Genomic DNA, 23,399 nt, shown 5'->3' on the forward strand with positions numbered 1-23,399 from the left:
ATCGGCCGGTTCAGGAGATCCTGAGTCGGAGCCGTTCCCGCGCGTCGTGCGTGGCACGCGCCCGCGTGAGCGCGAGGAGGACGAACGGGACCACGACCAGCGGGGCGGCGATCGAGACGATCCAGATCCACGGACTCGTCGTCGCGACGCCCGCCCACGTGAAGACGAGCCACACGAGGCCGCCCACGACGGCACCGAGCACCGGTGCGAGCGCCGCGCCGCGCGAGACGCGGCCGGGCATCAGATAGTGCAGCACAGCCCCCGCGGCGCCGCCGAAGATGAGGGCGAGGAGGATGTCCACGACGGCCCTCAGGCGACGAAGCCGACGCGGCGGGACTCTTCGGTGCCGACCTCGACGAACGCGATGCCCGCGGTGGGGACGATGTACGTGTTGCCCTTGACATCGGCGAAGCTCACGGCGCTCTGGCCCGACTCGAGGGCCGTCGTGACGGCCTTCGCGACGGCATCCGCCGACTGGGCGGACTCGAAGCTGAGCTCGCGAGCGGTGTTCGCGATACCGATGCGGATCTCCACGGTGACTGCCTTCCCGGCCCGAACTCCGGGCGCAAGTCGACTCTACGACACCCGCAGCGTGCGGGGCCGTCGCGCTCGCTCTCCGCGAACGCCGTGTGCGGCGCGCGGTGCGATCGGGGGTGTCGGCGGCGCCGGATAGCGTGGAGGCATGCCGCTCGATCCCGCCCAGCACGCCGCCGTGTCGCTGCCGCTGGAGGCGTCGGGGGTCGTCGTCGGCGCACCCGGATCGGGCAAGACGACGGTCATCGTCGAGCGGGTCGCGGCGCTCCTGGCTGCGGGAGCGCGCCCCGAGGAGGTGCTCGTGCTCACCCCGACGCGGCAGAGTGCCACCGAGCTGCGCGACCGGCTCGCCCTCGCGGTGCGCGTGGCGACGCCCGGACCGCTCGCTCGCTCGCTCGCCGCGTTCGCGTACCAGCTCGTCCGGGCGCACGCCGTGCACACCGGTGCGGAGCCGCCGCAGCTGCTCACGGGTCCCGATGAGGACGGCATCGTGCAGGACCTCCTCGACGGGGATGCCGAGGACGAGGTCGACGGCCGGCGCCGCTGGCCCGACTGGCTCAGCCCCGACGTCCGCTCCACGCGCGGGTTCCGCGCCGAGCTCCGCGCCTTCCTCGCGGAGTGCACGACCCTCGGCATCCGGCCGGAACGGCTGCGTGCGCACGCGCGTGCGCAGGACCGCGACGTATGGATCGCGCTGGCCTCGTTCGCGGACGACTATCACGCCGTCCGGTCCCGGATGCGCGGTGCGCACCGCGACGCCGCCGGCCTCGTCCGCGAAGCGGTCGATCTCGCGCGCGTGCTTCCTCCGGGCGACGTCGCCCGCGGGACCACCGCGCACGTGCGCGCGCTGCTCGTCGATGACGCGCAGGAGCTCACGCTCGGCGGCGTCGAACTGCTCGAGGCCTGCCGTGCGAACGGCGTCGCCGTACTGGCGTTCGGCGATCCCGACATCGGGTCGGGGGCGTTCCGCGGCGCCCGTCCGGAGAACTTCGCCCGGTTGGCATCGGGGGTCCCCGTGCACGTCCTCGACGGGTCCCACCGCGGCACGGCGGCGCAGCGCGCTCTCGCGGCCGACGTGATCTCGCGCATCGGTGCGGGCGGTGTCGCGGTGCATCGGCGCGCCCCTGAACCGCCTCCGCCGGAGGACTCGGACGCCCCGGAGAGGTCGGTGCGGGCCTTCGCGCTGCGCTCGCCGGGCGAGGAGATCGACACGATCGCACGGCTTCTGCGCGAGCGGCACGTGCTCGACGGCATCCCCTGGGACGACTGCGCCGTCATCGCGCACGACAGCCGTCAGGTGTCGACCCTTGAGGCGGAGCTCGCGGCGCGCGACGTGCCGACCTCGAGCGGGCAGGGGCGCACGCTCGGCGAGACCCGCGCGGTGCGCGACCTCCTGCGGCTCGTGGATCTCGCCGCGCAGGAGAGCTGGTCGCACGACGACGCGTTCGACGCGCTCCGCAGCGGGGGGCTCGACCCCGTCGAGCTGCGCCGGCTGCGGACGGCGCTGCGGCACGAGGCGCTCCGGCACGAGGCGCTGCAAGACGAGGCGGCACGACCGGATGCCGTGAACGATGCCGGTCCCGGGCTGCTCTCCGTGCCTTCCGTGCCCGCCCCGACCGCTCGCGAACTCGTGGCATCCGCCCTGGCGCACCCCATCGAGTTCGAGCTCATCGACACCCGCGAAGGGCGCCGCGCGGCCCGTATCGCGCGGACGCTCGCCGAGCTGCGCACGCAGCTCGCGGACGGTGCGACGGCGCACGAGCTTCTCTGGACCGCATGGGAGCGATCGGGCTGGGAGCGTTCGTGGCGCGACGCGGCCCAGGGGAGCGGACCGGTCGCCGATCGCGCACGACGCGACCTCGACGCCGTGGTCGCGCTGTTCCAGTCGGCCAAGAGGCACGGCGAGCGCGCCGACGGCACGTCCGCGCTCGCCTTCGTGCGCGGGGTACTCCAATCCGACGTCGCCGAGGATCGGCTCGTGACGACGACGTCGCAGAGGGTCGTGCGCGTGCTGACCCCCGCCGGGGGGATCGGCGCCGAGTTCGACACGGTCGTCGTCGCCGGCGTGCAGGACGGCGTCTGGCCGAACCTCCGCACGCGTGGGGGCCTGTTCGACACGTGGCGGCTGGCCCTCCTCGATCGTGCCGACTCCGCGGACGCTCTGGATCTGCGTCGCGGCGTGCTGCACGACGAACTGCGGCTGTTCGCTCGGGCCGTCACACGTGCCCGCGCGCGCCTCATCGTCACCGCGGTGGACGACGACGACACGGGCCCGAGCGCCCTGTTCGAGTTCCTGCCCGAGCGGGAGTCCGCGCCGCGCGCGGCGGAGCATCCGCTGTCGCTGCGGGGCCTCGTCGCACTGCACCGCCGCACCCTCACCGATTCCCGCTCACCCGAACCCGCACGTGCACACGCCGCGGGTCAGCTCGCCCTCCTCGCGGCGGCGCACGTGCCCGGCGCCGATCCGGACGATTGGTACGGTCTCGCCGAGCGCTCGAGCTCCGGCCCCCTGTACGACCTGGATGCCGAGGCGGCGCGCGTGTCGCCCTCCAAGCTCGAAGCGATCGACGAATGCCAGCTGAACTGGGTGATCGGAGATCTCGGCGGCGACAGCGGGAGCGTCGGCGCAGGCCTCGGCACCCTCATTCACGCCGCCCTCGAGCACGCGGAAGGGGCCGACGAGGATGCGCTGTGGGCGGCCGTCGAGGCGCGCTGGGGTGAGCTCGAATTCGACGCCGCGTGGATCGAACGCACCGAGCGCACGCGTGCCCGCGACCTCGTCCGCCGGCTCGCGCGGTACCTCCGCGATACGGAGGCGGCCGGGACGACGCTCCTCGGCGCCGAGCCGCACTTCGAGCTGAGCCTTCCCGTGCCCGGCGCCGCGCATCCGGCCGTCATCAGCGGCACGATCGACCGCGTCGAACTCACCGCGCAGGGCACGGTCGTCATCGTCGACCTCAAGACGGGGCGCACGCAGCCGACCGGTGCCGCCGCGGCGGCGGCGAACCCGCAGCTGAGCGCCTACCAGCTCGCGTTCGAGCAGGGGGCGATCCCTGCGGCATCCGGTCACTCTTCGGGCGGGGCGAAGCTGCTCGTGCTCAAGCAGACCCGCGCCGCACCGTACGCCACACCGGCGCAGGCACCCTTCGACGACGAGACGCGCGCAGGGTTCGTCGACACGATCTCGAGCGCCGTGCAGGTCATGGGCGGGCGCGCCTTCCTCGCCCCGTACGAGGCGCACTGCCGCGACGACCACACGCATGGCCTCTGCCGCATCCACACGGTCGGGGCGGTGAGCAGCTCATGACGATCGCGATGCCGACGCGCACGCCGGTGCTCTCTCCCGAGGCGATCGCGGCCGCGCTCGGGCAGTTCCCGCCGACGCCCGAGCAGGCCGCCGTCATCGCGGCACCGCTCGCGCCGGCCCTCGTCGTCGCCGGCGCGGGCAGTGGGAAGACCGAGACGATGTCGGGCCGGGTCGTCTGGCTCGTCGCCAACGGGCTCGTCCGCCGCGACGAGATCCTCGGGCTGACGTTCACGCGCAAGGCGGCGGGCGAGCTCGCGGAGCGGATCCAGCGGCGACTCGACCGACTGACCGAGTTCGAATCGCGGGGCCTCCTGCCGGATCTCGAGGACCTCTACCGACGCGGTGAGCTGGAGGTCTTCGGTCGCATCGAGCGCGAGAGCGGTGACCCGCGCCGCGCGGCCGCCCTGCGTCGAGCGACGCTCGATCGCCTCTCCGTCGACAAGCTGGCGCGGGATGCCGGTGCGGGGGTCTCCGCGTCGCCGCCGGGTGCCGGCGCAGACGATGCCCGCGCGGATGCGCTGCTCGAGCGGCCGACGGTCGCGACGTACAACAGCTTCGCGGACCAGCTCGTGCGTGAGAACGCCGTCCGGATCGGTCGCGACCCGGAGTCGGTCGTCCTCAGCGAGTCGGCTGCGTGGCTGCTCATGCGCCGCGTGGTGCAGAACAGCGACGACCCCGGTCTCGAGGAGATCGACCGCCGTCCCTCGACGATCATCGACGCGGCGCTGCGCTTCGCGCGCGACGCCGTCGACAACCTCGCCGACCCGGACGCGGTCGCCGCCTTCGCCGAGGGTCTCCGCGAGGTCCTGGACCGCCCGTCGGAGCGCGGCGCCGGCCCGCTCGCCCCCGTCCGCGACGCCGTCGCTCCGGTCTCGTGGCTGCCGCAGTTGGCGACGCTCGCGCGGGCGTACGACGCCGAGAAGCGTCGCCGGGGCCTCATCGACTTCTCGGACCAGGTCGCGGGGGCGCTCGAGGTCGTGCGTTCGCATCCGAGCATCGCGGAGGAGCTGCGGGTGCGGTACCGCGTCGTGCTCCTCGACGAGTACCAGGACACCTCCGTCGTGCAGAGCGACCTGCTCGCGACGATCTTCGCGGGGACGGCGGTCATGGCGGTCGGCGATCCGCACCAGTCGATCTACGGATGGCGCGGAGCCAGCGCAGGCAATCTCGGCGCGTTCGCGCGCGCCTTCGCCCGCCGCGACGGCAACGGCGCCGACGCCCTGCGCTTCTCGCTCCTGACGAGTTGGCGCAACAGCGAACAGGTGCTCGCCGCCGCGAACGCCGTGCTCGCTCCGCTCGCGAACCGTACGCCCGTCGCCGTGGGCGCGCTCGGTGCGCGGCCGCACGCCCCGGAGGGACTCGTCGAGGTCGCCTACGACGGCGACGTGGATGCCGAGGCGGAACGGGTCGCGCAGTGGTTCGCCGACCTGCGGGCGGCGCGCGCGGTCCCGAGCCCGTCGACCCAGAGCACACGGACCCCGAGCCCGCCGATGACGGGAGCGATCCTGTTCCGTGCCAAGAAGCACATGCTCCGCTTCGCGGAGGCGCTCGGGCGACGCGGCATCCCGCACCGCATCCTCGGCCTGGGCGGGCTCCTGTCCACCCCCGAGGTCGTCGACGTCGTCGCGACGATCCGCGTCCTCAGCGATCCGCGGTCGGGTTCCGCCCTCATCCGGCTGCTGGAGGGGCCGCGATGGGCCGTGGGTCTTCCCGATCTGCGCGCGCTCGCCGCTCTGGCGCGGCGGCTCGGGCGCTCCGACACGTCGCTGCAGGCCCTGGATGCCGATGTGGTGGCGCGGCTGCGCCGCTCGGGCGACGAGAGCGCGTCGCTCATCGACGCGCTCGATTTCATCGGGCGTCAGAGCGACGACCACGGCTGGCTCGCCGACATCACGCCGTCTGGGCGCGCGCGCCTGCGCGACGCCGCCGCGACCTTCGCGGCGCTGCGCCGGGCGGCGGGGCTGCCGATCCCCGAGCTCGTGCGTCTCATCGATACCGAACTGCGTCTCGACGTCGAGCTCGCCGCCAACGAAGCGCGCGGTCCCGCCCGTGTCGCGGGCGATCAGCTGCGCGCGTTCGTCGACGAACTGCAGGGCTTCCTCGCGACCGACGACAGCGGTTCGCTACCGGCGCTTCTCGCCTGGCTCGATCGGGCCGAGCGCGCGGATGAGTTCGCACCGCGCACCGAGCCTCCCGAGGATGACGTCGTGCAGCTCCTCACGATCCACGGCTCCAAAGGCCTCGAGTGGGATGCCGTCGCCGTCGTGCGGGCGGTCCACGAGGAGCTGCCGGCGAAGCCGCGCGACGGACTCGGCTGGCTGCGGTTCGGCGTGCTGCCCTACCCGTTCCGCGGAGACCGCGACTGGCTGCCGCGTCTCGCGTGGGGAGCGGAGGACGCGCCCACCCAGCAGGCTCTGCGCTCCGCGCTGGAGGACTTCTCCGCGGCTCTGAAGGACCGGCAGCTCGAGGAGGAGCGGCGGCTCGCCTACGTCGCCGTCACCCGGGCGCGGGACCGGCTGCTCGTCACGGGTTCGGCCTGGTCCGGGACGAAGACGCCGCGACGCCCGAGCCCGTTCCTCGCGGAGATCGCCGCGGCGGTGGGAGCGGAGCTCGACGTCCCGGTGGATGCCGGGGACAACCCGTATCTCGACGCACGCCGCCTCCTGTCGTGGCCGCTCGACCCGCTCGGCGCGCGCCGAGCGGCGGTGTCCGCCGCCGCCGCCCGCGTCCGCGCCGCCCAGGCGGCGACGCCCGCGTCCGCCTCGCGCGAGGTGACGCTCCTGCTCGCCGAGCGCGCGGAGCGCGATCGGCGAGGCGCCGCCTCCCGCCATGGCGCGCCGACGCGACTCGCGGCATCCCGGTACAAGGACTTCGTCGCCGACTACGACGGCGCGGTCGCAGCGCTCGCGCTGCCTCTTCCGGAGCGGCCGTACCGGCAGACCCGGCTCGGCACGCTCTTCCACGCGTGGGTCGAGCGGCGTGCGGGGCTGCCGGGCGCGGGCGACACCCCCGATGCGGCGCTCTGGGAGCAGGACGAAGACGACGGAGACTCCGGCGCCGGCACTGTCGGCCCCGGGGACGCCGCCGCCTTGGCTGCCCTCCAGGAGCGGTTCCTCGCGTCGGAGTGGGCGCCGCTCCAGCCGATCGAGGTCGAGGTGGAGATCGACGTCGTCCTCGACGACCTGCTGCCGGACGGGCGGCCGCACATCGCGATCTGCAAACTCGACGCCGTGTACCGGCGCGGCGATCGCATCGAGATCGTCGACTGGAAGACCGGTCGCGCACCGCGGACAGCGGCCGAGCGCGACGAGCGGCTCCTGCAGCTGCGTCTCTACCGGCGCGCCTATCATGCGCGCAGCGGCATCCCGGAGTCCGACATCGACGTCGCTCTGTTCTACGTCGCCGACGACCTCATCATCCGCGACTGAGTGCGAGGAGGCTCGTGGCCCGTCGCGTGCGTCAGACGGTGCCGGTCCAGCGGCGCAACGCGTTGCGAGCGGCCTCGTCCGGGTCGTCGTCGGCGTCCGCCCCATCGCGCCGTCCGTCCGAGGCGTCCGTGCGCGCGGGGATGGCGTCGGCCTGAGTGTCGCCGTCGTCGGCGAGACGGTTCAGCGTCGGTCCCGTGTCCTCGACGGCGAGCCCCGTCCAGCCGGACAGCTCGATCGGAACCGTCGCATCGGCGCCCTGCTGCTCTGCGCCGCGCGCCTCGTCCTCGAGGAAGCTCGCGAGCGTCTCGGGATCGAACGTGTCGGTGTGCATCGAGGTGTCGACCGGGCCGCTGAGAGTCGACGGAACGCGCGAACTCGCGGCGATGGCCTCGTCGGCGCTCACGGAGCCGGGAATCACGGCCGGCTGGTCGCGCACGCTCTCATCGAGCGAAGAAAGCAGCGCGACGGCATCGGCGACGAGCTCGCGCGAACCGGTCTCGTGCGCGTGCACGAGCCATCTCGCGAACTCCAGCTCGGCGTGCAGGCGCGCGCGCTCGGCGAGCTGGGCGTCGGGGGCGCGGTGCGAGGCGCGGACGTACGCCTCGACGATGTCACCCTGGGCCTCGGGCGCGGACGACGTCCAGCGGAGGTCGACCGCGGGGTCGCCGACGCCGACGCCGCCCCAGGAGAGCAGGCCCGTGACGACGGGGACGCCGTCCTCGTCGTCTTCGAAGACGAAGGATGCCGGGTCGACGCCGCCGAGGACGATCGTCGTCTCGAATCGCCACAGTGCGTCGCTCGCGAGCGCCGTGCTCCAGCGGCGCAGCAGTCCGAACGGGAGCTCGCCGGTGGCCTCGGCGCGGTCGAGCAGACGCTCGGCGTCGTCGCGCACCTGGGTCGCGGTGAGCATCGGCAGCCCCGCATCACGGACCACCGTGACCGGCAGATCATGCACTTGAGCGATGGCTTCGCCGAGTGCGGTCGCGATGCCGCGCCCCGCGGGCACGTGACCGGCATCGACGCGGTAGCCGGGCAGCAGGGTCTGTACGAGCGTGTGGCGTCCGTCGACGGACGTCTGTCCGAGCACATCCGGCGCGCCGAAGGGCAGCACCGCGCGGACGCCCGCCGTGAGTGCCGTGAGCGCGCGTGCCTCGGCACGCAGGTCGCGGTCGGCATCGTCATCCACGGGGACGCGCACGACGACGCGGCGGCCGTCCTCGAGCTCCGCGATCGCACTGTCGTAACGTCCCGACACGCCTTCGCTCAGAATCCCGACGCCCGTCACCACGACGCGGGGGAGGGCGGAGGTCACCGACGCGGCTAAAGTGAGAGGTGAGCGTGCCATGCCCCCAGGGTAGGTCTGCCGTGCCGCGTCCGCCCGCGCGCCACGCCCTGAAGAGAGGTCCCGGATGCCCGGTGTCGACGCCCCGCCGCCCCCGCTGGCGCGCGCCGGGATCGACCGCGCCGCCGAGGAGCGCGACGCCCCCGACCTCGTCCGGACGCTGGCTGCCGACCCCACCACCCGCGTGATCGCGGTACACGGCGATCGCGCCCTCGTCGCGGCATCCGGCGCATCGCTCGTGCGCCTCGCGCCCTCCGCCGTCCCCGCGGACAGCCTGCAGGCGTTCCTCGGACGGGATGCCGATGGCGCCCCCGTGCTCTTGGCGGTGCTCACCGCAGAGATCGATGCATCGGTGCCGGATGCCGCGCACTGGGCGTCCCTGCGGGACGTGGGCGGCGCGATCGACGCGGTCGATGCGGGACTGTTCGTCGAAGCGGTCGCGCTCGGGCGCTGGATCGCGGACGCGCCGTTCTGCCCGGCGTGCGGCGCCCGTACGCAACTGCGGACGGCCGGCTGGGCGCGGCACTGCCCCGCGTGCGGCCGGGAGCACTTCCCGCGGACCGACCCGGCTGTCATCGTCGCGGTCCACGACGAGGCCGGCGAACGGCTGCTCCTCGGGAAGAACGCCCTGTGGGCCGATCGCAACATGTACTCGACCTTCGCGGGCTTCGTCGAGGCGGGCGAGTCGCTCGAGGCCGCGATCGTCCGCGAGATCCGGGAAGAGGCGGGCGTCGAGATCATCGCGAGCCGATACCGCGGTTCGCAGGCGTGGCCCTACCCCCGCTCGCTCATGCTCGGTTTCCACTCCGTCGCCCAGCGGGGCGCGACGCCGCGCCCGGACGGCGTCGAGATCGTCGACGCGCGCTGGTTCACCCGACCGGAGCTCTGCGCGGCGCTCGCGAGCCCCGCCGAGGCGGGCTTCGCGCTGCCCGGCACGGCGTCGATCGCGCGGCGCCTCATCGAGGACTGGGTGGCGATGTCCGCGTGAGCGGCGACGCCCTGGCCGATCTCGACGAGCAGCAGCGCGCCGCGGCATCCCTTCTGCGAGGGCCCGTCTGCGTGCTCGCCGGCGCCGGCACCGGCAAGACGCGCGTCATCACGCACCGCATCGCGCACGGGGTGGACACCGGCGCGTACTCGCCCGGCCGTGTCATGGCCGTCACCTTCACGTCGAAGGCGGCCGGCGAGATGCGCGGGCGGCTGCGGGCGCTCGGCGTGGAAGGTGTGGCTGCGCGCACGTTCCACGCGACGGCGCTCGCCCAGCTGAACTTCTTCTGGCCGCAGCTGGCGGGAGACACGGCGCCCTCGATCATCGACAAGAAGGTGCGCGTGCTCGGGCAGGCTGCCGACGCGCTGCGCCTCCACCTCGATGCCGCGACGCTGCGCGATGTCGCGAGCCGCATCGAGTGGCGCAAGGTCGCGATGCGGACGATCGAGCAGGATGCCGCGTCGCACCCGCAGGGTCTCGGCACACTGGATGCCGGAAAGCTCGCCGACCTCATGCGCGCGTACGAGAAGGTCAAGGACGAGCGACGCCAGCTCGACTTCGAGGACGTGCTGCTCGCGTGCGCGGGCATGCTCGAGTCCGAGCCGCGTGTCGCGGCGGCCGTCCACGAGCAGTATCGCCACCTCACGGTGGACGAGTTCCAGGACGTCTCGCCCGTGCAGCATCGTCTGATCGAGCTGTGGCTCGGTGGTCGCCACGACATCTGCGTCGTGGGCGATGCGAGCCAGACGATCTACTCGTTCGCCGGCGCCGACCCCCGCTACCTGGTCGACTTCGCACAGCGCCACGAGGACGCCCACGTCGTCCGGCTGGAGCACAACTACCGATCCGATCCGGCGATCCTCGATGTCGCGAACGCGCTCATGCGGGGGCGGCCGGGCGCGCTCGCCCTCACCTCGACGCGCGCGGCGGGGCCGCAGCCGGTCGTCGCCGCCTACGAGGACGACGCGGCCGAGGCCGCCGGCGTGGCGGCGGCGGTCGCGGCGCAGATGGCCGCGGGCACGTCGCCGCACGACATCGCCATCCTCTATCGTGCGAACGCGCAGTCGGCGTCGCTGCTGGCCGCGCTCGCGGCGCGGGGGATCCCCGCGACCGTTCTCGGCGGCAAGCGGTTCTTCGATCTGCCGGAGGTGCGCCAGGCGGTCATGGCGCTGCGCGCGGCGACGGTCGCGCCGATCGAGACGTCGTTCCTCGCGACCGTGCGCGACATCCTGCGCGGCCTCGGACTCAGCGACGATCCGCCGCCCGCGGGAGGCGCACTGCGCGACGCGTGGGAGGCGCGCGCCGCCGTGCTGCGTCTGGCGGAGGAGGCGGCCGCCGGCACGACCCTCCGGGCGTTCACGGACGAGCTCATGGCGCGCGGCCGCGATCAGCACGAGCCGGCCCTGCGCACCGTCACCCTCGCGACCCTGCACGCGGCTAAGGGGCTCGAGTGGGATCACGTGCACCTCATCGGGATGAGCGAGGGGCTCCTGCCGATCTCGTACGCGTCCGGGTTCGACGCGATCGACGAGGAACGCCGCCTCGCCTACGTCGGCGTCACGCGGGCCGCGCGATCGCTGTCGCTGTCGTGGGCGCGAAACGGGGGGACGCCGGAGCGGCCGCGTCCTCGGGAGCGGTCGCGATTCCTTCAGGAGATCGGCACAGACACCGTGCGTGCGGCCGATGCACGTGCCACGTCCGCCGCGCGCTCGCGGCGCTGATCGTCACCGACACGGTCGCGGACGGCGAGGACGTCGCGGCGCCGCGCAGCAGTCGCACGGCGAGGACGGCGGCCTCGATCACGAGCGCGGGGTCGGTGGGGGTGCGCTCGCGGCCGAGGAGCTGCGCGGCCAGGAGCGGCCAGTGCGGATCGCCGTCGGTCCGCTGCGTGTGCCGGCAGGTGAGGCACGCGGTGCGACCGGGGACGACGAGCGGGCCCACGGCGACACGGTCGCCGGCGAGTTCGATCGGCACGTGCGTGATGTCCGCGGCCATGAGCGCTGCGGCGCGGCGCGGATCGACGAGCCTGTCGGCGACGAGGATGAGCGGGCGCTTCGGGTCCGGGTCGTCCTGCGACCACCGGGTCGTGCGCGCCACCTCGATGCCCGCTGCCTGCCACGCGCTCGTGAGCGCCTTGGCCTCCGCGAAGCCGATGTCGGGCGGCATCTCCACGTCGGCGTCGATCCGCTGCGCGGGAGCGGATGTCAACGCGCCGGCGATGTGCGCGACGAACGCCTCGGCGTCCACCCGGGACGCGCCGAGAGTCGCCGCGAGCGGCCCCAGCATCGCGTCGGGGATGCCGTCGGCGAGAGCATCGAGCAGTCCCTCCTGCCAGGGGGTGATCTCGTCGACGCGGACGGCGCCGTCCGCCCCGAGCTGGACGGAGGTGTCCGTACGCCACAGCGGCGGACGGGAGGGGGCGAGTCGCAGCATGCGCCGATTCTGCTCGCCTCGCCGGCGCGTCGCGCCGACTGTCCACAGGCGCCGGTCAGACGGGCCGCGGATCCTCCGGCGCGGAGTCGTCGTCGCCTTCGCCCGCCTCCTGCGCGAGCAGTGCGTCGAGGGCGTCGTCGAACGCATCGCGCGGCGGTGCCTCGCCGGCCGCACGGGCCCGCAGCCGCGCCACGAGCGCCTGCGGGTCGTCGATGTCCTCCGGCGTCGGCATGAGATCGGGGTAGTCCCACAGACTGTCGCGCTCGGCGGCGCCGACGGCATCCGTCACCGCCCGCCACATCGCCGCCGCTTCGCGCAGGCGCCGCGGGCGCAGCTCGAGCCCGACGAGTGAGGCCATCGCCTGCTCGGCCGGGCCGCCGACGGCGCGTCGCCGGCGCACCGCCTCGGCGATCTTCGCGGCTTCCGGAAGGCGCGCGGTCGCGTCGGCGGTCACGACGTCGACCCACCCCTCGATCGTCGCGAGGAGGTTCTCGAGACGTCCGAGCGCGGCATCCTGCGTCTCCGTGCGCTGCGGCAGGAGCGCTCCCGATTCGATGAGCCCGCGCAGCTCCTCGGGCTGCGACGGGTCGAATCGCGTCGCGAGGTCCTCGAGCGCCGACGTGTCGACGTGGATGCCGCGGGCGAACTCCGTCACCTGCGAGATCACGTGCAGCCGCAGCCAGCGCGCATGGCGGAAGAGTCGCGCGTGCGCGAGTTCGCGCGTGGCGAGGTAGAGCGCGAGCTGATCGTCGGTGACGTCCAGGTCGCGCCCGAAGTCGGCGAAGTTCTGCGGCAGGATCGCCGCGACCCCGTCCGGCATCACGGGGATGCCGACGTCGCCGCCGGAGACCACCTCGAGCGAGAGCCGCCCGATCACCCCGCCGAGCTGGGCGGCGAACAGCGAGCCGCCGATGCGGCGCATGAACGCTCCGGCGCCCGCCACGAGCTGGCGCATCTCCTCGGGAGTCTGTTCGTCGATGGCCGAGGTGAGGGCGCTGGCGATCGAGTCGGCGACGGGCTCCGCGAGCTCCTGCCACACCGGCAGCGTCGCCTCGACCCACTGCCCCCGCGTCATCGCGACGGGAGGGGTCGCGAGCTCGGAGATCGTCGTCGCCTCGCTGAGCCAGAGCGTCGCCAGGGCGAAGGCCTGGTCGAACTCGGTGCGGTCCGTCGCCGAGATGCTGAGGCCGTCCTTGTTGGACAGGTGCAGCGCCTGCGTCTTGGCGGCGCCCCAGTCGATGCCGCCGGCATCCGAGCCCTGCGCGAATGCCGCCTGCATCTGGGCCATCAGCTGCTGCAGCATCGCGGGGTCGACGCCCATGCGGGAGAGGCCCTCGAGCTGGGCGGGGTCGATGCCGCCCGTGCCCGCGCCCCCGCCGAGGAGGTTCCGCAGCAGCTCCTGGAAGTCTTCCGGCTCGAAGCGGTCGGGCGTGTCGTCGTCAGCCATGTCAGGCGCCTTTCAGCAGGCTCGTCGGGTCCCGTTCTACGCTAGTCGCACGGCATCCGCCGCGGCGCGATCCGCGCCTCCGGACGAGGGCCGCGTGTACGCCGATCGCGAACGACCGGCCGGAAAGGGCTCGAGTGGCACTCTTCGACGACCGGGTGACGATCGTCCCCGCCCCGCGCCGACAGCGTCCACGGGCGACGTCCATCGGGATCTGGTCGCTGACCGTCGCGATCTTCGCGCTCCTGGCGTTGACGCTCCTGCCGACGTCGTTCGTCATCCAGCAGCCCGGTCCCGTGTTCAACACGCTCGGATCGACGCAGAACGCGAGCGGCGAGGAGGTGCCGCTGATCTCGGTGGACGGCGCGCAGACGTATCCCACCGCGGGCGCGCTGGACCTCCTGACGGTGCAGGTGGTCGGCTCGCGCGAGCGCACGCCGTCCTGGTTCGAGCTCGCCCTCGCGTGGTTCGACCGCTCCCGCGCGGTGCTCCCCATCGACGACGTCTTCCCCCAGGGGCAGTCGACCGAGCAGCGCAACCAGGAGAGCGCGGTCATGATGGTCGACTCCCAGAAGGAGGCGACGGCTGCGGCCCTCACCCACCTCGGCTACGACGTCAAGCCGATGGTGCGGGTCTACGCCCTCACGGACGATTCCCCGGCGACCGGCATCCTGCAGAAGGACGACATCATCCGCGCCGCGAACGGGCAGACCCTCACCGACACCGACGAGCTGCGGTCGATCATCAACGCGGGGGGCGGCGCGCCCGTCACCCTCACGGTCGAGCGTGCGGGGGAGACCCTCACCGAGACGGTGACGCCCACGCAGGCGACCGCCGACGGCAAGACGCTGTGGCTCATCGGCGTCTCGACGCTGCACGATTACGACTTCCCGATCGACGTCACGATCCAGCTCGACAACGTCGGCGGCCCTTCCGCCGGCATGATGTTCGCGCTCGGGATCATCGACACGCTGAGCGAGGGCGAGCTGAACGGTGGCGAGCAGGTCGCCGGGACCGGAACGATCGACGCCTCGGGCACGGTGGGGCCGATCGGCGGCATCCGGCAGAAGATGTACGGCGCCGTGGATGCCGGGGCGCGCTGGTTCCTCGCGCCCACGGCCAACTGCGACGAGGTCGTCGGGCACGTCCCGGACGGGCTGCGCGTGTTCTCGGTGGCGACCCTCGACGACGCCCTCTCCGCGCTGCAGGCGATCCGCGGCGACGGCGACGTCGATGCTCTTCCCACCTGCGGCTCGTAGGATGGAGGAGTGACCACGACCTCAGCGCCGAACCCGGCCACGCCCAGTCCCGTCCGCCGCGCGATCGGCATCACCCTCGCGGTCATCGCCGTCGTCGTGGTGGGCTTCTTCGTCTTCGCGAGCCTGTTCGCCGACTGGCTGTGGTTCGACCAGCTGGGCTTCAGCGGGGTGCTCGTCACCCAGTGGACCGCGCGCGTCGTGATGTTCGTCGTCGGGTTCCTTGCGATGGCCCTGCCGGTCTTCGCGGCGATCCAGCTCGCCTACCGGCTCCGCCCCGTCTACGCGCGCCTCTCGTCGCAGCTCGATCACTACCAGGAGGTCGTCGAGCCGCTCCGCCGCCTCGCGATGTGGGGCATCCCGGTGTTCTTCGGCTTCTTCGCCGGCTTCGCGGCATCCGCCCAGTGGGAGACGGTCTGGCTGTGGGCGAACGGCGTCGACACCGGAACGACCGACCCCGAGTTCCAGATGGACATCGGGTTCTACCTGTTCTCCGTGCCGTTCTTCTCGGCCGCGCTCGGCTTCGCCTCAGCGGTGCTCCTCGTCTGCCTCGGAGTCACGGCGCTCGTCAGCTACCTCTACGGATCGGTGCGGGTCGGCCAGCGCGAGCTCCGCATCTCGAAGGCCGCGCGCATCCAGCTCGCGATCGTCGCGGGTCTCTACCTCCTCGTCCAGGGCGCGAGCCTGTGGCTCGACCGGTACAAGACGCTCACGTCCTCGAGCGACCGCATCACGGGCGCGAGCTACGTCGACGTGCACGCCGTGATCCCCGGCCTCACGATCCTCGCGATCGCCGCGGCGATCGTCGCCGTGCTGTTCTTCGTGACGGCGGTCATCGGGCGCTGGCGCTTTCCGCTCATCGGGACGGCCCTGCTCATCGTGTCGTCGCTCGTCGTCACGGTCGCCTACCCGTTCCTCGTGAACCAGTTCCAGGTCGTCCCCAACCAGGAGACGTTGGAGAGCCCGTACTACCAGCGCAACATCGACGCGACGAAGGCCGCGTACGGCATCGACGGGCTCGAGAAGAGCGACTTCAAGGCGGCGACGGATGCCGAACCGGGCCAGCTGCGCGAAGACGCCGACACGACGGCATCCATCCGCATCATGGATCCGGCGATCATCCCGCCGACCGTCCGTCAACTCGAGCAGTACCGCCCGTACTACAAGTTCTCCGATCCGCTGGACGTCGACCGCTACCAGATCGGCGGGCAGACGCAGGATGCCGTCGTGTCGGTGCGTGAGCTCAACCTCGACCAGCTCGGGGCCGCGGCCACGTGGTACAACACGACGCTCGTCTACACGCACGGCTACGGCATGGTCGCCGCGAAGGGCAACGACCGCGCCGCGGACGGCAACCCGGTCTTCATGGAGCGCGGCATCCCGACGGCGGGCTCGCTGACCGACGAGACCGACTACCAGCCGCGGGTGTACTTCGGCGAGTCGTCGCCGACCTACTCGATCGTCGGCGGCCCGGAGGGCGGCACCGACATCGAGCTCGACTACCCGCGCGGCGAGGACGGCGCGGCGCAGACCAAGACGACGTTCACGGGCGACGGCGGCCCGAAGATCGGCAACCTCTTCAACCGCCTGATCTACGCCCTGAAGTTCCAGTCGACCGACATCCTGCTCTCCGACGCGATCAACTCCGACTCGCAGATCCTCTACGATCGCGACCCCGTGACGCGCGTGCAGAAGGTCGCGCCGTACCTCGAGCTCGACAACGACCCCTACCCGTCGATCGTCGACGGCAAGATCGTCTGGATCGTCGACGGGTACACCCTGAGCGCGAACTACCCGTACTCGTCAATCGTGAGCCTGCGCGACGCGATCAGCGACACGACGAACACGACGCCGCGCGTCGCGCTCGACGACGTCAACTACATCCGCAACTCGGTGAAGGCGACCGTCGACGCGTACTCGGGCGAAGTGACCCTGTACGCGTGGGACGACACCGACCCGCTGCTGCAGGCGTGGCAGAAGATCTACCCCTCGACGCTCAAGCCCGTGTCGGAGATGTCTGCCGACCTCATGAGCCACGTGCGCTACCCGACGGACCTCTTCAAGGTCCAGCGCGCGATGCTCGGCACGTACCACGTCGACGATGCGGCTTCGTTCTACGCCCGCGACAACGCGTGGAAGACGCCGAACGACCCCGTCTCCCAGGCGGACGTCCTGCAGCCCCCGTACTACCTGTCGATGAAGATGCCGGGCCAGGACGCGCCGACGTTCTCGATGTTCACCTCCTTCATCCCCGCCGCGGAGGGCGATGGTGCGCGCAACGTGCTGATGGGCTACCTTGCGGTGGATTCCGACGCGGGCAGCACCGCGGGGCAGAAGGCCGCCGACTACGGCAAGCTGCGAATGCTCGAGATCTCCGCCGACGTCAGCGTCCCCGGCCCCGGTCAGGTGCAGAACACGTTCAACTCCGACCAGGCGATCTCGTCGCAGATCAACCTGCTCAAGCAGGGCCAGTCGGAGGTCTTGAACGGCAACCTGCTGACGCTTCCGGTCGGTGGCGGTCTGCTGTACGTGCAGCCGGTGTTCGTCCAGGCATCCAGCGGCACGCAGCTGCCCGCACTGCGCAAGATCCTCGTCGCGTTCGGTGACAAGGTGGCCTTCGAGGACACCCTGCAGGACGCCTTGGACGCGCTGTTCGGCGGCGACTCGGGTGCCTCGACGGGCGACAACAACGTCACCCCGACGCCGAATCCGTCCGAGTCCGGCGACGGCTCGGGTGAGACCGGCGGCACGGGCACCGACGTCCAGTTCCAGGCGGCCCTGAAGGAGGCGCAGCAGGCGATGACCGCCCGCGATGCGGCTCTGAAGGCGGGCGACCTCACGGCGTTCGCGGCGGCCGACGCGCAGCTGACCGCTGCGGTGCAGAAGCTGCTGGCGCTGAGCGGCAACTGACGCGTCGCGCGCGGGGCGGTCTCAGCGGATCAGGGCGTACCAGATCAGCAGGAGAGTGACGGCGAATCCGGTGAACTGGTTGAGCCAGAGGAAGCGGTCCCAGCCCCGCGTGGCGGCGGATGCCGTGGCATCCGTCACCGCGCGGAACGGCCACACGGTCGCGAGGTAGGGGAACGCGAGGAGCGCCGCGAGCGGTCCGGGCCAGCTCACCGCGAGCATCGCGCAGCCCGCGAGGGCGTAGGCGACGAGAGCGAACCACACCGTAGCGCGCGCGCCGAACGCGGTGGCGATGGACGCGATGCCCGCCTCGCGGTCGGCGACGACGTCCTGGACGGCGCCGAAGGCGTGCGAGGCGATGCCCCAGAGGCCGAAGCCGACGAGGAGGAGCACGAGCGGAGGCGTCCAGGTCGCGCCGGCGAGCACGAGGCCGTAGACGGCGGGGGAGAAGAAGTGGATGCTGCTCGTCATGGAGTCGGCGACGGGCCGCTCCTTCAACCGCAACGGCGGCGCAGAGTAGAAGACGACGAAGAAGAGGCTCACGGCCAGAACGACCCACGACGCGGGGGAGCCGACGATCGCGAGGAACACGACGAACGGCAGGCAGGACAGCGCCGCGGCCCACAGCGTCACGCGGTGGAAGCGGCGGTCGAGCACGGCGCCGTGCGCGCCGCCCTTGCGGGGATTTCGGAGGTCGGACTCGTAGTCGAAGACGTCGTTGATGCCGTACATCGCGAGGTTGTAGGGGACGAGGAAGAAGAGCGTGCCGACCACGAGCGTCGCATCGATGCGACCCGTCGTCAGCAGGGAGGCGGCGGCGAACGGGTAGGCGGTGTTGATCCAGCTGACCGGGCGCGATGCGAGGAGGAGCTGACGGATCATGCGGCGCCCTCCTCCGGTGCCGGTGCCGGTGCGGGAGTGGGTGTCGGCCGCCCCAGCGGTGCCGCGCGCGGGGTGAGCAGGGCGCGTGCCGCGGGCACGAGGAACGCGGCGGCGACGGGGTAGGCGAAGTCCTCGATGGGGGCGAGCCCGATGCGGATGCCGCTGATGAGGTGCTCGGGGTAGGTGAAGAGGTCCGCGGCGATCATCACGTTGTCGAAGACCGCGGTGAGCACGACGAGCACGAGCGCCGTGAGCGCCGAGGCGCGCAGGCGTGATGCGAGCCGCGGGCGGACGGCGCTCGCGGCCGTCACGATGGCGGCGACGGCGAGGAACGGCAGGACGATGAGGGCGTACGTCACGACGCATCGCCGCCCTTGCTCGCCGTGGATGCGGCCGGTCCAGAGGGTTCACCGGGTGCGGCGGGTCCGCCGCTTCGCGTGCGCAGGCGCAGGGAGGCCGCGTGGACGACGAGTGCGAGGTAGCTGAGGAACGCGAGGAACACCGGCTCCTCGAGGGGAAGGTGCGGGGCGAGGTCGATGCCGATGAGGAGCGGGCTCTCGCCGCGTACGAAGACGCCCGCGGCGATCCCCGCGGCATCCCAGGCCAGGAGGAACACCGTGCCGCACACAGTCGCGAGGAGGGTCGTGACGGGCGCGGCCCACAGCGCCAGGCGGAATCGTGCGTCGAGGACGGCGATCCCGCCGATCGAGACCAGCAGGCAGAGAAGATAGAGCCCCGGCACCTCAGGATCCGATCTGCGCGGGTTCGGCCCGTCGTGCGGGGCCGTGTTCGCCGCGCAGGCGTTTGGTGACGAGCTCGGCGGAGATGAGGCACATCGGGAGTCCGATGCCGGGGAGGACCGACGTGCCCGCATAGAGGAGGTCGTCGACCTTTGCGGAGGCCCCTCGAGGCCGGAACACGGCGCTCTGGCGGAGCGTGTGCGCCAGCCCCAGTGCCCCGCCTCGCCAGGCGCCGAGGTCTCGTTCGAAGTCGGCCGGAGCGATCGTGCGGCGCACCCGGACCCGCGCGGCGAGGTCGTCGATGCCGCACCACTGGGCGATCTGCGCGATGATGCGGTCTGCGGCGCGCTCGATCGCCTCGTCCCCCGCGCCGTCGATGCCTCCGTGCCCGAGTTCGGGGGCGGCCGCCATCGGGACGAGGACGAACAGGTTCTCTGCGCCCGACGGCGCGACGGCGTCATCGGTGGCCGACGGTCGGCAGATGTAGATGGATGCCGGATCGGGAATACGTCCCGGCGACCCGAAGACGTCGGCGAAGTTGCGCTCCCAGTCCCGGGCGAACAGGAGCGTGTGGTGTGCGAGCTGCGGGAGCGCGCCGTCGACGCCGAGGAGGAGGAGGAGCGCCCCCGGGCCCGGGTTACGCCTGTCCCACCAGCGGTCGGAGTACGAGCGCTGTGCGGCGGGCAGCAGTGCATGCTCGGTGTGGTGGAGGTCGGCGGTCGAGACGACGAGATCGGCGCGGTGCTCGGTTCCATCGGCGAGACGGACGCCGCGGGCGCGGCCCCCCGCGACGAGGATCCGTTCGACCGGTGCGTTCGTCTCGAGCGTCGCCCCCTGGGCGCGGGCGAGTCGCGCGATCGCCGCGATGAGGGCGGTGAATCCGCCGCGCGGGTAGCGCACGCCGTCGTCGAGGTCGAGGTGGCTCATGAGGTGGTAGAGCGCCGGGGCGGTGTCGGGGGAGGCACCCAGGAACACCGCGGGGTAGCCGAGGATCTGCCGCAGCACGGGATCGGAGAACGAACGTGCGACGTGGTCCTCGAGGGAGCGGGTCAGCAGGGGAACGAGCCGAGGCAGCTGCGTCGTGACCGCCGGATCGGCGAGCCCCCCGTAGGACGCGTACGAGTCGTAGAGGAAGCGGTCGACGGCCAGATCGTAGGCGCTCCGCGCGGAGTCGAGGTACGCGTCGAGGCGGGTGCCGGCACCGGGCTCGCGCTCTTCGAAGAGCGCGCGGGCGCGGGCTCGGCCGCTGTGCACGTCGATGGGAGTGCTGCGTGCACCGACATCGGCGACGGCAGGCGCATCATCGGCATCCGGCTCGGGGTAGACGCGGTAGGCGGGCTCGAGGGTCACGAGGTCGAGCTCGGCGTCGGCGCTCGTACCGAGCAGGCGGAAGAAGTGCTCGAACACCTCGGGCATGAGGTACCAGCTGGGGCCCGTGTCGAACCGGAAGCCGTCCGCCTCCCAGCTGCCGGCGCGCCCGCCGAGCTGATCGCGCGCCTCGAAGAGCGTGACGGCCCAGCCGTCTCGGGCGAGGAGCGCCGCCGTCGCGAGCCCCGCGATCCCGCCGCCGACGATCGCCGCGGTGCCGGGCGCGCGCATCCCGCGGCGGCCACGGCCGCCGCTCACGTGCCACTCCGGCGCGGGGGCACACCAGCGAACGCCTTCGCGGCGATCGTCGCCTTGACGGGCGTCGGGACCGACACGCGGACGTCGCCGGCATCCTCCCGCAGACGGTGAGCGAGTTCGGCGAACAGTCCGTGCGCGGTCGTGACGGCGCGACGGCAGTCGGCGGGGAGGCCGCTGATCGCGGTCGCCGCGACGTCGAGGTCGGCATCGATGCGGGCGAGCACGGCAGCGCGAGTCGCCCTCTCGTCCGTGCCGCCCTCGCCGATGCCGAGGTAGTCGCGACCGAGGCGACCGCGGTCGTCGGCGAGGTCACGGAGGAAGTTGACGTCCTGGAACGCTGCGCCGAGGCGACGGGCGCCCTCGACGAGTCCGGGATCCGGGTCGACGGGGAAGGCGCGTCCCGCGTTCACGAAGACCTGGAGGCACATGAGTCCGACAACCTCCGCCGAACCGTAGACGTATTCCTCGTGCGAGGTCGCATCGTGGCGGGTGCGCTCGAGATCGGTGCGCATCGACGCGAAGAACGGGCGCGTGAGGTCTGCCCCGATGCCGCACTCGGCCGCGGCGAGGGCGAACGCATGGATGACGAGATCGGTGCTGAACCGTCGCTCGACGGCGGCGTGCGTCTCGGCTTCGAACGCGTCCAGGAGGGCCCGCTGGGCCTCCGGCGAGACGCCCTTCCGTGCGGCGGCCCCGTCGACGATCTCGTCGGCGACGCGCACGAGCGCGTACACGCTCCGCACGTGCGTGCGCACGCGCGGCCCGAGAAGGCGCGTCGCGAGGGCGAAGGACGTCGAGTACGACGCGATGACGGATGCCGCGGCATCCTGCGCGCAGCGATCGTACGGCGTGAGCCCCGTCACGGGATGCGCCGTTCGATCGCGGCGGCGATGTCGGCGAGGAGGGCGGCGGCGTCGTCCGGGACGTCCGGCGACGCGGCGCGGATACGGGCGCGGCGGAGTCCCTCGTGGATGAGGGCCACGAGGTCCTCGCGCGCACCGCTGCGCTCGAGCTCGCGCTGCGCGCGGCGTACCGCGATGGGCCCGGTGTGCGCGACCGCGAGGGCCGAGCTGACCTCCGGCCAGGAACCGGAGCGGCGGGCGAGGCCGATGAGCGGTGTGCGCTTCGCTTCGCGGAGGTCGGCCCCCGGGTCGCGTCCGGCCTGTCGGCGCGACCCGAACGTGCCGATGAGGTCGTCGACGAGCTGGAACGCGAGCCCGAGATCCGCGGCGGCAGCCGCGAGGTCGCGCTGCGCCGCGGGCGATGCGCCGGCGAGGATCGCCCCCGCCACGAGCGGCGCCTCGAACGAGTACACCGCGGTCTTGTCGTGCGCCGCTCCCAGCAGCTCGTCGGTGTCCGGGACGTCGGCGCGCGCGGCGTTCTCGACGTCCGCCAGCTCGCCGGCGGCGGAGACGAGGATCGCGTCGTCGAGGACGGCGAACAGACGCGCCCGTACATCCCCCGGGATCTCCGCCGTGGCGATGAGGCGCGTCGCTTCGAACAGGAGCAGGTCACCCGCGAGGACGGCGGCTGCGTCGCCGACGGTCGCCGCGTCGTCCGCGGTCGCACCGAGCGCCCGTGCCCGCGTCCGGAAGCGCCCCGCGACGTTCGGCGCCCCCCGCCGTTCGAGGTCGCGGTCGATGAGGTCGTCGTGGACGACGAAGCCGGTGTGGAGCAGCTCGAACGCCGCGGCGACGTCCCAGAGCGCCGGGTCGGGATCGCCGCCGAAGGCGCGGAAGGCGGCGACGACGAGCGCCGGTCGGAGCCGCTTGCCATCGGCGCCGGCCGCGGCGGCCGCGTCGGCGAGGGCTCCCGGGCCGTCGCCGAGAGGGGCGCTGCGCCGCGTGAGGCGCTCGAGGGCGGCGCCGATCGCTGCGTCCACGCGGGCGCGGTCCGCTTCGTCGATCGCGATCACGACGAGCCTCCCGCGGCGGCCTCGGCCGGGGCGGGATCGTAGGCGCGCAGCTGCTCGGCCTGCAGCACCAGCCAGGGGCTGAACGCCCACGGCGTCGCCTGCAGTGCGGTGCCGAGCCGCTGCGGCTCGACCCAGGCGAACTCGGCGACCTCCGCGAGGTTCGGCTGCGGGTCGTCGGCCGTGTGCGCGATGAAGACGGGGCAGATCTCGTTCTCGACGGTGCCCCCGGCATCCGTCGCCCGGTACCGGAAATGCGGGAGGACCGTCTCGATGGTGTCCAGCGTCAGGCCGAGCTCGTGCGCCGCGTGCCGGCGGAGGGCGTCGACGACGTTCTCTCCGGGCCGGGGATGCCCGCAGAACGAGTTGGTCCACACGCCCGGCCAGGTCTTCTTGGCGAGCGCACGGCGTGTGACGAGGACGCGCCCGTACGCGTCGAAGACGTGGCACGAGAAAGCCAGATGAAGCGGCGTATCGGCTCCGTGGACGGTGGCTTTCGGAGCCGTCCCGATCGGCCGCCCTTCCTCGTCGAGCAGGACGACGAGGTCGCTCGCGGCGTCGATGGGGGACACGATCTCTCCTACTTGCTAGTTTATCTAG

General features: G+C 72.6%; 17 protein-coding genes. 6 read left to right on the forward strand and 11 right to left on the reverse strand.

The features are described from left to right. Positions 1-10: 10 nt before the first annotated feature. Together J0I43_RS01345 and J0I43_RS01350 are read right to left on the reverse strand one after the other, a co-directional pair. The gene (locus J0I43_RS01345) at positions 11-301 is read right to left on the reverse strand and encodes a hypothetical protein (RefSeq protein WP_292857815.1); all 291 of its coding nucleotides are present in this window, start codon (positions 299-301) and stop codon (positions 11-13) included. An 8-nt stretch (positions 302-309) separates the two neighbouring features. Next, positions 310-534, reverse strand: a complete 225-nt coding sequence (locus tag J0I43_RS01350) for a DUF3107 domain-containing protein (protein WP_292857818.1) — start codon at positions 532-534, stop codon at positions 310-312. Between the two features lie 148 nt (positions 535-682). On the opposite strand from J0I43_RS01350, the gene J0I43_RS01355 reads away from it, so the two are divergent. Further along, positions 683-3,841 (forward strand): ATP-dependent DNA helicase, encoded by a 3,159-nt coding sequence (locus tag J0I43_RS01355; protein ID WP_292857821.1) that lies wholly within the window; start codon positions 683-685, stop codon positions 3,839-3,841. After that, positions 3,838-7,269: an ATP-dependent DNA helicase gene (locus J0I43_RS01360; protein WP_292857824.1), complete on the forward strand. Its 3,432-nt coding sequence runs from the start codon at positions 3,838-3,840 to the stop codon at positions 7,267-7,269. Before J0I43_RS01355 ends, J0I43_RS01360 begins: the two co-directional genes overlap by 4 nt. A gap of 31 nt (positions 7,270-7,300) precedes the next feature. Here the strand turns inward: J0I43_RS01360 and J0I43_RS01365 are convergent, their stop codons facing one another. Next, positions 7,301-8,614: a phosphotransferase gene (locus J0I43_RS01365; RefSeq protein WP_292857827.1), complete on the reverse strand. Its 1,314-nt coding sequence runs from the start codon at positions 8,612-8,614 to the stop codon at positions 7,301-7,303. A gap of 64 nt (positions 8,615-8,678) precedes the next feature. Here J0I43_RS01365 and nudC point away from each other — a divergent pair, with 64 nt between their 5' ends. Both nudC and J0I43_RS01375 read left to right on the forward strand, forming a co-directional pair. After that, entirely contained in the window at positions 8,679-9,599 is a 921-nt protein-coding gene (gene nudC / locus J0I43_RS01370) for an NAD(+) diphosphatase (RefSeq protein ID WP_292857830.1), read from the forward strand. Continuing rightward, the gene (locus J0I43_RS01375; protein ID WP_292857833.1) at positions 9,596-11,320 is read left to right on the forward strand and encodes an ATP-dependent helicase; all 1,725 of its coding nucleotides are present in this window, start codon (positions 9,596-9,598) and stop codon (positions 11,318-11,320) included. Before nudC ends, J0I43_RS01375 begins: the two co-directional genes overlap by 4 nt. Positions 11,321-12,087: 767 nt before the next feature. Here J0I43_RS01375 and J0I43_RS01380 read toward each other — a convergent pair. Continuing rightward, entirely contained in the window at positions 12,088-13,479 is a 1,392-nt protein-coding gene (locus J0I43_RS01380; RefSeq protein WP_292857836.1) for a zinc-dependent metalloprotease, read from the reverse strand. A 134-nt stretch (positions 13,480-13,613) separates the two neighbouring features. Here J0I43_RS01380 and J0I43_RS01385 point away from each other — a divergent pair, with 134 nt between their 5' ends. Further along, positions 13,614-14,735 carry a S16 family serine protease gene (locus J0I43_RS01385; protein ID WP_292857839.1) on the forward strand — a complete coding sequence of 374 codons (1,122 nt, stop codon included), beginning with the start codon at positions 13,614-13,616 and terminating at the stop codon, positions 14,733-14,735. Between the two features lie 9 nt (positions 14,736-14,744). Beyond that, complete coding sequence (locus J0I43_RS01390) at positions 14,745-17,642, forward strand: UPF0182 family protein (RefSeq protein WP_292857842.1); 2,898 nt, start codon at positions 14,745-14,747, stop codon at positions 17,640-17,642. A 21-nt stretch (positions 17,643-17,663) separates the two neighbouring features. On the opposite strand, the gene J0I43_RS01395 is transcribed toward J0I43_RS01390, so the two are convergent. From J0I43_RS01395 to idi, 7 genes are read right to left on the reverse strand one after another with little or no spacing between them, the layout of a single operon-like run. After that, on the reverse strand, positions 17,664-18,521 hold the full coding sequence (locus tag J0I43_RS01395) for a prenyltransferase (RefSeq protein ID WP_292857844.1): 858 nt from the start codon (positions 18,519-18,521) through the stop codon (positions 17,664-17,666). Continuing rightward, positions 18,518-18,880 (reverse strand): lycopene cyclase domain-containing protein, encoded by a 363-nt coding sequence (locus J0I43_RS01400; protein WP_292857847.1) that lies wholly within the window; start codon positions 18,878-18,880, stop codon positions 18,518-18,520. The genes J0I43_RS01395 and J0I43_RS01400 overlap by 4 nt, the downstream gene beginning before the upstream one ends. Next, the gene (locus J0I43_RS01405; protein ID WP_292857850.1) at positions 18,877-19,263 is read right to left on the reverse strand and encodes a lycopene cyclase domain-containing protein; all 387 of its coding nucleotides are present in this window, start codon (positions 19,261-19,263) and stop codon (positions 18,877-18,879) included. Before J0I43_RS01405 ends, J0I43_RS01400 begins: the two co-directional genes overlap by 4 nt. 1 nt (position 19,264) lies before the next feature. Beyond that, entirely contained in the window at positions 19,265-20,860 is a 1,596-nt protein-coding gene (gene crtI / locus J0I43_RS01410; protein ID WP_292859027.1) for a phytoene desaturase family protein, read from the reverse strand. Positions 20,861-20,883: 23 nt separating this feature from the next. Next, the gene (locus J0I43_RS01415; RefSeq protein ID WP_292857853.1) at positions 20,884-21,750 is read right to left on the reverse strand and encodes a phytoene/squalene synthase family protein; all 867 of its coding nucleotides are present in this window, start codon (positions 21,748-21,750) and stop codon (positions 20,884-20,886) included. Continuing rightward, positions 21,747-22,802: a polyprenyl synthetase family protein gene (locus J0I43_RS01420; RefSeq protein WP_292857856.1), complete on the reverse strand. Its 1,056-nt coding sequence runs from the start codon at positions 22,800-22,802 to the stop codon at positions 21,747-21,749. Before J0I43_RS01420 ends, J0I43_RS01415 begins: the two co-directional genes overlap by 4 nt. Beyond that, a complete protein-coding gene (gene idi / locus J0I43_RS01425; protein ID WP_292859030.1) occupies positions 22,799-23,362 on the reverse strand; it encodes an isopentenyl-diphosphate Delta-isomerase in 564 nt (187 codons plus the stop codon). Before idi ends, J0I43_RS01420 begins: the two co-directional genes overlap by 4 nt. Between the last annotated feature and the right edge of the window lie 37 nt (positions 23,363-23,399).

The sequence above is a fragment of the Microbacterium sp. genome (assembly GCF_017305435.1).
Taxonomy (GTDB): Bacteria; Actinomycetota; Actinomycetes; order Actinomycetales; family Microbacteriaceae; genus Microbacterium.